General features: G+C 63.2%; 10 protein-coding genes. 4 read left to right on the forward strand and 6 right to left on the reverse strand.

The genetic code is table 11. The annotated features are described in order from the left end of the window. Positions 1-22 precede the first annotated feature (22 nt). Positions 23-541, reverse strand: a complete 519-nt coding sequence (locus tag IYW40_RS18880) for a peroxiredoxin (protein ID WP_196401786.1) — start codon at positions 539-541, stop codon at positions 23-25. Between the two features lie 123 nt (positions 542-664). On the opposite strand from IYW40_RS18880, the gene IYW40_RS18885 reads away from it, so the two are divergent. After that, positions 665-4,171 (forward strand): AsmA-like C-terminal region-containing protein, encoded by a 3,507-nt coding sequence (locus tag IYW40_RS18885; protein ID WP_196401787.1) that lies wholly within the window; start codon positions 665-667, stop codon positions 4,169-4,171. A gap of 21 nt (positions 4,172-4,192) precedes the next feature. On the opposite strand, the gene tyrS is transcribed toward IYW40_RS18885, so the two are convergent. After that, positions 4,193-5,455, reverse strand: a complete 1,263-nt coding sequence (gene tyrS / locus IYW40_RS18890; protein ID WP_196401788.1) for a tyrosine--tRNA ligase — start codon at positions 5,453-5,455, stop codon at positions 4,193-4,195. A 629-nt stretch (positions 5,456-6,084) separates the two neighbouring features. Here tyrS and IYW40_RS18895 point away from each other — a divergent pair. Both IYW40_RS18895 and IYW40_RS18900 read left to right on the forward strand, forming a co-directional pair. Further along, positions 6,085-7,620: an MBOAT family O-acyltransferase gene (locus IYW40_RS18895; protein ID WP_196401789.1), complete on the forward strand. Its 1,536-nt coding sequence runs from the start codon at positions 6,085-6,087 to the stop codon at positions 7,618-7,620. A 24-nt stretch (positions 7,621-7,644) separates the two neighbouring features. Continuing rightward, entirely contained in the window at positions 7,645-8,931 is a 1,287-nt protein-coding gene (locus IYW40_RS18900) for an alginate O-acetyltransferase (RefSeq protein WP_196401790.1), read from the forward strand. 329 nt (positions 8,932-9,260) lie between these two features. Here the strand turns inward: IYW40_RS18900 and IYW40_RS18905 are convergent, their stop codons facing one another. Together IYW40_RS18905 and IYW40_RS18910 are read right to left on the reverse strand one after the other, a co-directional pair. After that, positions 9,261-9,818: a hypothetical protein gene (locus IYW40_RS18905; RefSeq protein ID WP_196401791.1), complete on the reverse strand. Its 558-nt coding sequence runs from the start codon at positions 9,816-9,818 to the stop codon at positions 9,261-9,263. Between the two features lie 341 nt (positions 9,819-10,159). After that, positions 10,160-11,014, reverse strand: coding sequence for an EcsC family protein (locus IYW40_RS18910; RefSeq protein WP_196401792.1), 855 nt, complete (start codon positions 11,012-11,014; stop codon positions 10,160-10,162). Positions 11,015-11,272: 258 nt separating this feature from the next. Between IYW40_RS18910 and IYW40_RS18915 the strand changes: the two genes are divergently transcribed. Beyond that, the gene (locus tag IYW40_RS18915) at positions 11,273-11,851 is read left to right on the forward strand and encodes a DUF992 domain-containing protein (protein ID WP_196401793.1); all 579 of its coding nucleotides are present in this window, start codon (positions 11,273-11,275) and stop codon (positions 11,849-11,851) included. Positions 11,852-11,863: 12 nt separating this feature from the next. Here the strand turns inward: IYW40_RS18915 and IYW40_RS18920 are convergent, their stop codons facing one another. After that, the gene (locus tag IYW40_RS18920) at positions 11,864-12,601 is read right to left on the reverse strand and encodes an SDR family NAD(P)-dependent oxidoreductase (protein WP_196401794.1); all 738 of its coding nucleotides are present in this window, start codon (positions 12,599-12,601) and stop codon (positions 11,864-11,866) included. Beyond that, positions 12,598-12,744 (reverse strand): hypothetical protein, encoded by a 147-nt coding sequence (locus tag IYW40_RS18925; RefSeq protein WP_196401795.1) that lies wholly within the window; start codon positions 12,742-12,744, stop codon positions 12,598-12,600. The genes IYW40_RS18920 and IYW40_RS18925 overlap by 4 nt, the downstream gene beginning before the upstream one ends. Positions 12,745-12,822: the final 78 nt, after the last annotated feature.

A 12,822-nucleotide genomic window follows, 5' to 3' on the forward strand; every position in this document is an offset into this window, starting at 1 on the left:
CCCCGGGCGGCGGAAAGGCGCGTTACAGCGCCTTGGCCGCCGCCAGAACCTCGTCGGCGTGGCCCGGAACCTTCACCTTCCGCCAAATCTTGGCGATGCGGCCGTCGGGACCGATGAGCACCGTCGTGCGCTCGACGCCCATATATTTGCGGCCATACATGCTTTTCTCGACCCAGACGCCATAGGCGCCGAGCGTGTCCTTTCCCTCATCTGACGCGAGGGGCAGCGACAATTCGTATTTCGCGCGAAATTTGTCGTGGTTCTTGATCGGGTCCGGCGACATGCCGACGACCACGGCTTTGGCCTTCGCGAAACTCTCGCGTAAGGCATTGAATTCGATTGCTTCCTTCGTGCAGCCCGACGTGTCGTCCTTTGGGTAGAAGTAGAGCACGACTTTTTTTCCCTTCAGCGCGGCAAGCGAGATCTGTTCGCCGCCGGCCCCTGGGAGATCGAAGGCGGGCGCCAAGCTTCCTTCCTTTAAGCCTCCCTCCTTCTTCCCCTCCTTGAGTGTAGCTTCGGCCTTGCTAGCGGTCGTGCTCATGGCGCCTTCCTTTCGTCGCATCTGCAGCTAAAATCAGTCCGTAGAATGCAGACTGCGCGCCAGCCGGCAAGACCGGCGTAATTGCCCGCGTCCGCGCTGCGATCGAGCCGAGAGCGAGGCCAATTGACCGACAGGACGGGGCGCAAGCCTAGCGGCGCCGGAGTCGTCGTCGATAGGGGGCGGCGCGCGATGCAGCGGGCCTGTCGCGCGGCGTTGCGGCCGCCGTTTTTTTGGGCGCCGCGCCGCGGACTTTCCCGCCTGCTCATGCTCAGCGGACTTGCCGCAACGCTGCTGTGCGCGCTGACGTTTGGCGGCTTCTTCCTGCTGCTTTCGCAGGGCTCCATCACCTTTGCTTGGCTCGCGCCGCGCATCGTCGAATCGCTCGACGAACTCGCGGGCGGCCGGTACGAATTTTCGCTGGGCGCCGCCGCGATCGGCAATGGCGATCACGGCCCGACGCTGTCCGTGGACAATTTCATTGTCAAGAAAGACGGTCGTCCCATCGTCGCGGCGCCGCGCGCGGAGCTGTCGCTCGACCTTCGCTCCTTGTTGATCGGCCGCATCAAGCTGCGCCGGCTCGAGGTTCTCGATCTGGACTTGCGCCTGTCGGTCAACCCGGACGGCGCCGTCGTGATTTCAGCCGGCGCTCAACCCGTTCCTGCGGCGGCGCCAGCGATTGCGCCCGGCGCGCCGGCGAACGGCGCCGGGTCGGAGCGCGTGACTCTGCTGCGCGACGCGGCGGGGGCCCTGCGCGGGCTCATGGACTTGGCCACGAGCCCGAACAGTCCAATCGCCGCGCTCGATCGCCTCGGCGTGGCGCACGGCCGGCTCACCATCGACGACCGCACGATCGATCGCGCCATCCGCTATGAAGACGTGACGCTCAGCCTCGACAAGGGCGGCGCCGGCATGCGCTTCTCCGCGGCGGCCAATGGCCCCTCGGGGCGTTGGACGGCCGTCGCCATCGCAAAGGGCGCGCCGGGAGGACGACGCGATTTCCACGCGCAGTTTCGCAATTTTTCGATCGACGAGATTTCGCTTGCCGGCGGCTTCCGCACGACCCGCTTCGACACTGACGCGCCGCTCTCCTTCGACCTGAGATTCGCGCTCGGTCCGGGCGACGAGGTTCTCGAAGCGTCGGGTCAAATGGAGATCGGCCGGGGCTATTTCCGCTTCGACGAGCCGGATCACGAGCCGGTGATGATCGAAAAGATCGCCGGCGTCGCGGTTTGGGACAGGGCCGCGCGCAAGGTCGCAATCGCGCCGCTTGTGTTCAAGGCCGGCGGTTTCGACATGACCGTCGTCGGCGACGCCCGCCCGCCTGACGGCGCTAGGACTTTAGCCGATGCGGCGCGCCTGGATGGGCCATGGACGATCGCGTTGCGCCTGAAAGCGCCAACCGTGGTCGCGCCTGAGCGCGCAGGAGAGAAAAATGTCCGCATTGACGACGGACTGCTCAATGCGCGCCTGTTTCGAGACGAACGCCAGATCGTCTTCGACAAATTCGCGTTCGACGGTCCCGACACGCACATCGACCTCAACGGCGCAGTGAGTTGGCGCGACGACATTCGCGTCATACTCAAGATGGGAATCGAAGAGACGCAGATACGCGCGCTCGCGCGCCTGTGGCCTACCCATGTCGCGCCGTCCGTGCGCACCTGGTTCGTCGATCATGTGCCGGTCGGCGTCTTGAAGCGCGCCCAATATGCCGCCGACTTCGACGGCGCGGCGCTGAACGCGATGCGCTACGAGCAGGCGCCGCCGGATCGCTCGCTGTTCGCCGAGGGCGACATCGTCGACGCGACAGTCTCCGACATCCTGCCGGGCATGGCGCCGCTGACCGGCATCAACGGGCGACTGCGGATCACCGGACAGACGGCGTCTTTCGACGCGACCTCAGGCGCCATGGAGACCGGGCCGGGTCGAGGCCTTGCACTGTCGTCCGGCCGCTTCCTGGTCGCCGACAGCGCGCTGCGCCCGACGCCCGCGATGGTCGAGGTCACTGTTGGCGGCGACGTCGAGGCCGTCTCTGACCTGCTTTCATTGCCGGCGATCGCCGACCACGCGTCTGTCCCCGTCGAAGCGGGCGCGCTGAAAGGAACCATCGAGGGTCGACTGCGCGTCGATTTCGAGACAGGGGCGACCGCGCGCGACGCGGCCACGACTTTCGCCATCGACGCGACGACGTCGAACCTTGTGATCGAGAAGCTGATCGGCAGGGAAAAGCTCGAGAACGGCGCGCTGCATATTATCGCTGACCGAGCCGGCCTGCGCGTGAGCGGAACCGGCCGACTCTTTGGCGCGCCGGCGACCCTCGACGTGCGCCGCGGCTTTGGCGACAAGGGTCCCGCACAGGCGCAGGTCGCATTCACTTTTGACGATGCGGCGCGCCAGCGCGCCGGCTACGCCATCGCCGGCGTCAGCGGCCCGATTCTGGCGACGATACGCACGCCAATCCCGGTTGAGAACGTCGACACGCAGATCGATCTCGATCTCACCCGGACGAATTTCGACAATCCGCTCCCGGGCCTGGTGAAGCCGGCGGGAAAGCCGGCAAAGTCTTCGTTCACGCTGACGCGCCACGGCGAGGCGATGTCGCTCGAACAATTCGTGTTCGACGCGGGACCGACGCAAGCGCAGGGCGTCATCGAATTCGGCAAAGATGGCGCATTCCGCGCGGCCCGTCTCGCGCAGGCGCGACTCTCGCCCGGAGACGATATGCGCGTCGACGTGCAGCGTAGCGGCGAACTGGTGAAGATCGTCGCGCGCGGCGCGAATTTCGACGCCCGCCCGATTATGCAGGGGTTGCTGCGCGCCGATCGCGGCAAGGGCAGCGTTGATGACCTCGATCTCGACTTCAAATCGCCGATCGTCACCGGCTACGGCAAGCAAATTCTCACAAACGTCGAACTGAAATTGGAGCGTCGCGGCGGCAAGCCCCGCGGGGTGGCGCTTAAAGGCTTTTTCGGCCGCGAGCAGCTCACAGTCGGCATGGGGCGCGGTCAGGATAACCAGCCGCAAATCGAAATTGCGACAAACGACGGCGGCTCGCTGCTCTCCTTCTTTGACATCTATCGGAAGATGGACAGCGGCGCCCTGACCGCGACCGTACAGCTTAGTCAAAACCGCGCCGATGGCGCTTTGCGCATTCGCGACTTCTTCGTGCGCGGCGAACCGACCGTGCGCCAGCTGATGGCGCAAAGCGGAACGGCGCGCGCGGACGATCGCGGCAATTACCGCTTCGACCCCGACCTCGTTCGCGTCGGCAGATTGGAGAGCGACTTCAGCTGGTCGGCCGGACAGCTTACCGTGCGCGAAGGCGTGCTGTCGGGTCCCGAGATCGGCCTCACCTTCGACGGCTACATCGACTTCCCGCGCGAGCGGCTGGACCTCGTGGGCTCATATGTGCCCGCCTATGCGTTGAACAATCTGTTGTCGAATATTCCGGTGGTCGGCGTCGTGCTCGCCGGCGGACAGCATGAAGGCGTCTTTGCGCTGAGCTATCGCCTCTATGGCGCGCTCTCATCGCCCTCGATCAACGTCAATCCCCTCTCGGCGATCGCTCCCGGGTTGATGCGCAAGATCATGGGCGTCATCGACGGCACCGCGCGGATGCCGCAGCAGCGGTAGGTTTTCGCGGCCGCAGGGGCGCTAAGCGCGCTCAAGCAATACGTGCTTCTTCTTGCCGAGCGAGAGTTTGACGACGCCGTCGCTCGCAAACTCCGCTTCGCCGATAATGCTGCGTTCGTCCGTCACCGGCGCATCATTGACGCGCAGCCCGCCGCCCTTGATCTGGCGTCGCGCTTCGCCGGTCGACGCGACGAGACCGGCTTTGACGAAGGCCGTCAGCACGCCGAGGCCTTCGGCGACTTCCTCAGCCGAAACGGCGATCTTGGGGAGCGACAGCGCGAGCGCGCCCTCTTCGAATGTCGTGCGCGCGGTCGCCGCAGCCTCATCCGCCGCCGCGCGGCCGTGAATGAGCGCCGTCGCCTCCGTCGCGAGAGTCTTCTTGGCTTCGTTGATTTCGGCGCCCTGCAGCGCGGCGAGGCGCGCGATCTCATCCATCGGCAGGAAGGTGAAGAGCTTCAGGAAGCGGGCGACGTCCGCGTCTTCCGTATTGCGCCAATACTGCCAATAGTCATAGGGCGACAGCATATCGGCGTTGAGCCAGATGGCGCCGGCGGCGGTCTTGCCCATCTTGGCGCCCGACGCCGTCGTCAGCAGCGGCGAGGTGAGCGCATAGAGTTGCGGGCAGCCCATGCGGCGGCCGAGATCGAGGCCCGTGACGATATTGCCCCATTGATCCGAGCCGCCCATCTGCAGCAGCGCCCCGTAACGCCTGTTGATCTCGACGAAGTCGTACGCCTGCAGGCACATGTAGTTGAACTCGATGAAGGAGAGTTCGTGCTCGCGTTCGAGCCGCAGCTTCACCGAATCCATCGTCAGCATGCGGTTGACGGAGAAGTGGCGGCCGACGTCGCGCAGGAAGTCGATGTAGTTTAAACCCGCCAGCCAGTCGGCGTTATCGAGCATCAGCGCGTCGGTCGCGCCGTCGCCAAAGGTGAGGAAGCGTTCGAAGACGGTCCGGATCGAGGCCTTGTTGGCGCCGATCTGTTCGACGGTCAAAAGCTTGCGGCTCTCGTCCTTGCCGGAAGGATCGCCGACCCGCGTCGTGCCGCCGCCCATCAGCGGCAACGGCTTGCCGCCGGCGCGCTGCAGCCAGGCGAGCATCATGATCGGCAGCAGCGATCCGACATGGAGCGAGGGCGCCGTGCAGTCGAAGCCGATATAGGCGGAAAGCGTCCCGGAGCGCGCCTTCTCGTCAAGTCCGGCAAAGTCCGAGCATTGATGGACGAAGCCGCGCTCGATCAGAGCGCGCAGGAAGTCGGACGTGGGAGAAAAATCAGTGGCCATGGCGGGGGTGATAGGCGCAACGCGGCGCCCGCGCAAGCGAGCCCGGCTCGAGAATTCCGGTTAAAATTTGAAGCTCCTTACGATATGTAAGGTGTTCTAAGGAGATGGAGCCTGGTCCTCAATGTCGAAGGCGACTCTAACCAGCAAGGGCCAGATCACTCTGCCCGCGAAGGTACGTCGAGCCTTCGTACGACGCCTTAAAGGCGTTGTTCCGGCGCCCGCGACGCTAGTCACGCTTGAGGCGATGGAAGCGGCGATCAGAAGCCGAGCCTGTCCAAAGTGATCGCGCTCGACACAAATGTCCTCGTGCGCTACCTCGCCCAGGACGACCGCGGTCAGGCTCGAACCTCCACGCGATTTACCAAGCGAGCGGCGAAACTCTCATGAGAGGCGCAACCTGCCCCCTCTCCCGCGAAGCGGGGGAGGATTGGGGAGGGGGCCGGCGTTTCATCTCACGTCGGGACGCGCCTAGCCCCCTTCCGGCGTTTCGCGTCGCCTTCCCCCGCTAACGCGGGAGAAGGGAGAGCGGCGCCGCCCCTTCGGGCCGTTTCTTGCTCCACCGGAGCGCTTTTGGTAGAAGCCGCAGGCTTTCGCGCTCGCGCCGGCGCGCCGTCGAACGCAGGACAATCATGCTTTTCTACGAGCCGCTGTTCCTGTTTTTGTTCGGCCCGGCGGTTTACCTGCTTTATCTGTACTTTGGAGAAGTCCGCGCGCGGCGGGCTGTCATCCTTCTTGCGGCAAGCGTGGCCTTTTACGCCTGGAGCGAGCCGGTCTTCATCTTCCTTGTCTTCGCGTCGGTCGGGCTCGACCTCTATGTGGCGCAGAAGATCGCTGCGTTATCCATCGGCGATCCCACTGTCATTCCCGACGCTTCGCATAAGCGAAGCGATCGGGAATCCAGACTTGCGAGCGAGGCTGTGATTGCTCTGGATTCCCGATCAGGCCTTCGGCCTGCCGGGAATGACGCACGCAAGCTCTGGCTGGCGCTCGGCGTCGTCGGCAATCTCGCGATCCTTATCTATTACAAATATACGGGGTTTCTGGCGCTCAATTTCGATGCGCTGCTCAAGGCGTTGACGCTGCCGGGGATCAACATCCCTCAGATCGCCTTGCCGATCGGCGTCAGCTTCATCGTCTTCGAAAAGATCACCTATCTCGTCGACGTCTATCGCGGCGTCACGGCGCCGGCCCGCAGTCCGCTGCTTTACGGGCTTTACGTCTTTTTCTTTCCCAAGCTCCTCGCCGGCCCGATCATCAAATACCATGACATCGCGCGTCAGTTCGAGGCGATGCCGCACGCCGACGTCGACGACTTTATCGTGGGCTTTTCCCGCTTCATGCTCGGCGTCGTGAAGAAGCTGCTCTTCGCCGATACGCTTGCCAGCGGCGCGGATCTGATCTTCGCGCATGACGTTAGCTCCCTTGGCTTCGCGGAGGCCTGGGCGGGCGTGCTGTTCTTCACCTTCCAGATCTATTTCGATTTTTCCGGCTATTCCGACATGGCGATTGGGCTCGCGCGCATGTTCGGCTTCCGGCTTCTGGAAAATTTCAACATGCCCTATGTCGCGACGAGCATCACCGATTTCTGGCGGCGCTGGCACATCTCGCTGACGAGCTGGATTCGCGAATATTTATATTTCCCGCTCGGCGGGAATCGGCGCGGCGAAGCGCGCACCTATCTCAATCTGTGGATCTGCTTCTTCGCTTCGGGACTCTGGCACGGCGCGGCTTGGACCTATATCGCTTGGGGCGCTTATAACGGCGTGTTCCTCGTGCTCGACCGGCTATTCCTGGTCAACCGCCTGCAGCGGTTGCCGGACTGGCTCGCTAACGTCATTGCGATGATCATCGTGATCGTCGGTTGGACATTCTTTCGCGCAACCTCTCTGTCGCAGGCCGGCGCGTTGCTGGCGTTGATGGCGAATCCATGGGCGCACGCCAGCGCGCCTGTCGCCATTCCTCCCGAATATGTGGTCGTGGCGCTGACCGCCGCGGCAATCTGCGTCGCGCAGCGCCTGTCGCTTTATGTCAAGGACTTCAATTGGGGACGCGCGGCGCAGCACTACGCATTGGCGTCGAACAGCGCGCTGTCCATGCTCTTTCTTGCGGCTTTGGCGAAGGGACTTGCCGATCCCTTCAAGCCGTTCATCTACTTCCGGTTTTAAATCGGATGAGCGATTTTAGCCGAAATGGATAAGCGCATCGAGAAACATGAGGCGGAATTTGGAGCGGCGTCGCGCTCGCGCGGTCAGGCCGAGGGCGTCATCGCCTTTTTGAAGTCGCTGACGCTCGCGCGTCTGCCGATTTTCGGTTGCGCGGGCTTCATCGCGTTTTTGTTCCTCGCCAATTTGTGGAATTTCGCCGTCGAGCGCGATTGGCCGAAGCTGCGCATCCGCAGCGCCTCGCCGCTCGCCGGCGTCGCGAAGCCAAAGCCCGCGCCCTGGACTCTCGACGCCTTTCTTTCAGGAGAAACGCAAAAGGCGGTTTCAATAAATCTTGGCCGAATGTCGCCGGTTTTTCCGATCTCCGTGCGCGCGAAAAATCAGCTCGTCTTTTCGCTTTTCGGCGGCTCGGCGGCGCCGGGAGTCGCGATCGGCCGCGACGGCCAGCTGTTCGAGCAGCTCTATATCGACAAATTTTGCGCGCGTGACGGCGGCTTCGATCCGTCGCGCCTGAGCGCTTGGTCCTCGACCTTGCGCGACATTCAGGAGATGGCGCAGGCGCGCGGAAAGAGCTTCGTGTTCCTGATTTCGCCGTCCAAGGCGGCGCGTTACCCGGAAGATCTGCCGAAGTCCGCACCATGCGCGGCGCGTGCGACAATAATGCCGGAGAAGCTTGCGCCCTATCGCGCGGCGCTCGATGAATCGCATGTGCGCTATGTGGACGGCGCGGCGCTCATTGCGGCGGAAAAATCCAAGCAGCCGATCGCGCTTTTTCCGCGCGGGGGCTCGCATTGGAACAGCGTCGGTGGGGCGCTCGCCATGCGCGACGTGACGCGCGCGCCGCCGGCGACGCCGATCGGCGTGCTCGACTTTACCTCAGCGCCGGCGCCCGAAGCCGTCGGCACCGACCGCGACCTGCTGGACCTTTTGAATCTCCTGTGGCCCGACGCGCATTATCCGACGGCGACGATCGGAAGGGCCGGGGAGAAGGGCGATTGCGCGCGCTCGCCGCGGCTGCTCGCGCTTGGCGGCAGCTTTCTGCATCAAGTGCTGGCGGCGGCGACGCTCGCGCCCTGTCCGCCGCAAATCGACTATTGGTTCTATATGCGAACCGAGAACAACAATATCGAACTCGGTCATTACCGGCGCGCGCCCGGCGACGCCTCGAACGGCGAACGGCTGCCGGCGACATCGGCAGAACTCGACGAAAATCTCGCCGGCGCCGATTTCGTGCTGCTCGAAGAAAACGAAGCGGGCGTCGCCACGACGAAGCAGATCGGCCATCTCGCCGAGGCGCTGCGCCGTCTGCCGTAGAGCGCGCGGCTCACGAAATAGTGGAGCTCGGTTTTTCGCGCAAAGCGCGCTCTACGCTTTTGAGATCAATCGCGTCATCAGCATTTGTGCGAGTTCGTGCGAATGCCGGTCGTATCTCGGTTTGAATTTCAGCTTACGACCCGTAGCAGTCGCCCCGCCGAGCGGATGATGATTGGCTCGATTTGACCCGAAGCGGTCATTCTTAAGCGCGCAATCTTGGATGAAATACCGCTCAACTTTTGCAACAGCCTTTTGCACGCGCCAAGACCCTGATTTTCAGGGCTTCGGCGTTTGTTGCGAAAGTTTTTTTTGCACGCGGGCGTGTCCACTTACTTACGAAACAATCTGTCAACATCCAGCAACATTTCCCGCTCCTCAAAGTAACTCCGAGCAGTATCGGCCAATGCCTCCTCTCCGCCGTTATCTTTCAGGATTTTCAAAAATGGATTCCTATTGTGTCGCTTATAGCTGGTCGCCATAACTTCCTCGCTGCCTCGCGCAATCGTCTTCCGTAGTTCGTGCGAAGCTTCCGCATAAGCATCATGCCACGTTCGAATGCGGTCACGACAATTGTACCTCAAATGCCGTACTGCTGCCCACCTAATCAGATGGATTCGATGTTGCCGAAACCGCGCATGATAACTTCCTAACCGTCCAGGCCGACGATCCGCTTCTATTTGCGAATAGCAGAGTTCGGTAACCGCGTCGGCAACCCACTTTGGTGGTGGCACGCGATACCAAGCGCACAACTCAATGGCGTCACGCAATGCGATGAACCGCCCTTCAGGTAAATCGTTTGCGCGGAACCATTTCTCGTAGAGCGCCAACTGCTTAGGAGCTTGCTCTCTCAAGCCATCCTGCAAATCGGGGTAGTGGTTGCCTTGCATGGGATGCTCTTTGGTCAGGGGCGATGCGTTCGAGATACCCCGGTTCGGGCGTGACACTGAGAGCGAAAATATCTGAGGATTTATCGACCCACATCAAATCGACGGTCGCGCCGTCAAGAACCGCCCCGAATTCCGGAAGCTAAGTCGTTTTCCGAGTGAGGAATTTACCCCATGCTGTATCACACGTTATTCGCATAATTTCGCCATTATGGAACTTTGCTTTTTTTGGCGCGCAGCGAACATCCCGCCTGCCAGCCAAATGTTACCGCGCTCCACCCAAAGGTGAAATTCAAACTGAGACATCACTCAAATGCGGCGTGATCAAGCACGCTCGCGGCCGCTCACGCCGCCTGCGGCGGATCATCCCAATATCCCTCGGAACGGGCGATCCTCGCGTATTCGGCATGCACCAGGGCCGGGCTGTAGAGCCGCTCCAATCGGCGAACCACGAAATGGCCGCGGGCGAGACTTTGGAAGTGTTCCGTAAAGGCGACATTGATCGCCGCGCCGCTGATCGCGCCGATGATCGGGACGGCCTGCGCCGCGGTCTTTTGCGAAACGACCATGCCGAAACGCGCTCCGATCGCGCCGATCAGACGCGCCAGAGCCGGAGCAGCCTCATTGGAGACCTGCCGGACAGTCATAAAGCGTGCGGCGTCGGACACGGATTTCGCGAGCACGGCGCGCAGCGCAAGATAGCCGCCCTCCAGCACATTTCCCTCGGCGGAATGGCCGCCCAGGGCGAAAACTTCGAGGCAGGCGAGGGCGGCGCCCGGGTGGCGCAGGTCCTCTCCCTCCGCCTGTGCGATTTCCGCGATCGAGCGCAGCATGATCGTCGTCGACACCGGCAGCTCCAGCGGCAGGCTCGCGAGGCCAACGGCGCCGCCGACGCCTCCGGTGAGCGCCGCGAGACGACGGTGAATCCGTATGGAGTCCTTCGCCGGCTGAGCGTCGAGGCTCGCCAAGGCCATCTTCATCGCCGCGGCGAGCGCCTTTTGGGTCGCGGCGGCGACCGCCGCCTGCAGTCGCGGCGGCAGCGTCAGCGAGCCAAAACTGAGCTGCCGGCTCGCCAATCCCGCCAGCCGCGTCGCAAAGCTATGTCTTTCCAACGCCGCGACGGCGGAGCGCAGCGCTTCGATATCGGACTGAGACAAGCCCTGGTCCACGAGAACGGGCAGCGGATAGGAATGCGACACGGACGCCTCGGATTTTTGATTACCCTTTAAAAGTCGGACTCTTCCAAGGTCTTTGCAAGCGCGGCAAAGGTGTGGCGAGACGCAAATGCGCGACGCTCGCTCGTGCGCTGGCGCACATGACGCGCCCGTCGAGGCGAAGTAACTTCGGCTACGGCTGAAGCGGCGCTATTGCATTTCGGGGCTCGTCCTGTACTGCAGGGCGGGTGTTGCCGGCTTCGTTTTGTGCCGGCGGCCACAGACTAGGAAGAGGAGCACTGAATGCTGAAGTTTGGTTTGGGTCGCGCGCTGAGCGGCGTTTTCGCTCTGGCCCTACTGGCGCCCGCGAGCGCCTTCGCGGGCGACCGCGTCGGGATGTTGCAGTGCCGGCTTCTAGGCAATGGCATCAGCGTTCTAGTCGAAAATCAGCAGATGGACTGCATTTATCGCGATGACGCCGAAGGCGCGGCTCCGGCCCACTATGTGGGCGCGCTCACCAAGGTCGGCGCAAATGTGACGATCAATGGTCCTGGCCAACTGTCCTGGGGCGTCGTCGCGGCGACAGACCACCTTGGACCCGGCGCTCTCGCGGGCTCCTATTTCGGCCCGGGAGTCTCAGCCAAGTTCGGGGTCGGGGGCGGGGGCGCGGCGCTCGTCGGCGGATCCGACAACATCTTCTCGCTGCAGCCCTTTAACGTCCAGGCCGGCTCTGGAGTGGGGTGGACGGCCGGCGTCGAGAGCCTGACGCTGGCCTATATCCCGCCGCCTCCGCCGCCCGCGCTGCGCCGCGGCCATGTCCACCATCATCACCACGTGCATCAGGGCCACACCCACCATCACACGAGCCATCACCACCACTAAGGGGTGGCCACGTCAGACCGGCGCGGTAAACCTCAGCAGCCGGTCGGTGGGAAAATCATAAAGCCTCGCGCTCTCGCGCCATTCCGGCGCCAGCGGCGCGAGGCATTTTTTTGCGAATTCTTCAGGCGTTTTGAGCGTCATCGGATCTTCGCCCGGCATCGCCTGAGCGCGCATGCGCGTGCGCAGCGGACCCGGATTGGCGAGCATGACGGTCACGCCATCGCCGGCGCTTTCAGACGCATAGGTGCGGGCCATCGCCTCGAGCGCCGCCTTCGAGACCGCATAAGCGCCCCAGAACGGCTTCATTGTCTCGCGATGCGCCGCCCCCGAGGTGATGAAGAGGACGCGTCCGGCGCCTGACGCGCGCAACAGCGGATCAAGGGAACGGATCAGCCGCCAGTTCGCGGTGACGTTAACCGCGATGACGCGGTTCCAGTCCTTCGGATCGACGTGGGCGAGCGGCGACAGAGGTCCGAGAATTCCCGCGTTGCCAACGAAGGCGTCGAGCTTGCCCCAGCGTTCAAACAATGCGGCGCCAAGACGGTCAAGCGCGTCGAAGTCGGCCAGATCGCAAGGAACGAGCGTCGCTTGTCCGCCCTGCGCGCGGATTTCATCGTCGAGTTCTTCGAGCGCGCCCTGCGTGCGCGCAAGGGCCACGACATGCGCGCCGTCGCGGGCGAGTTCCAAGGCGAGCGCGCGTCCAATGCCGCGCGACGCGCCGGTGACGAGGGCGATGCGGGGAGGCTTCACGCAGGGATCTCGGGAATCATCTCGTCAACAGCGACATTCAGGCCTGGAGGATCGAGCGTCATGCGGCCTTCCTTGACGATTCCGACGACGATCTGATCGACTTGCCGGCGGTAGTGCAAGATCAGCCGTCGGCTAAGGTCCACGACGAGATAATGCTTGACGCTCGCGAGCCGAAAATAATCGCGTGGCCTCTCATAGCACGCGGATCTCGCGTCGGCCGC

The organism is Methylocystis sp. H4A (assembly GCF_015709545.1).
GTDB lineage: Bacteria > Pseudomonadota > Alphaproteobacteria > Rhizobiales > Beijerinckiaceae > Methylocystis > Methylocystis silviterrae.

Coding starts and splice junctions, on each gene's coding strand:
- IYW40_RS18915 (WP_196401793.1), top strand. CDS start 11,273: ATGCTGAAGTTTGGTTTGGGTCGCGCGCTGAGCGGCGTTTTCGCTCTG.
- IYW40_RS18880 (WP_196401786.1), bottom strand. CDS start 541: ATGAGCACGACCGCTAGCAAGGCCGAAGCTACACTCAAGGAGGGGAAG.
- IYW40_RS18905 (WP_196401791.1), bottom strand. CDS start 9,818: ATGCAAGGCAACCACTACCCCGATTTGCAGGATGGCTTGAGAGAGCAA.
- tyrS (WP_196401788.1), bottom strand. CDS start 5,455: ATGGCCACTGATTTTTCTCCCACGTCCGACTTCCTGCGCGCTCTGATC.
- IYW40_RS18900 (WP_196401790.1), top strand. CDS start 7,645: ATGGATAAGCGCATCGAGAAACATGAGGCGGAATTTGGAGCGGCGTCG.
- IYW40_RS18895 (WP_196401789.1), top strand. CDS start 6,085: ATGCTTTTCTACGAGCCGCTGTTCCTGTTTTTGTTCGGCCCGGCGGTT.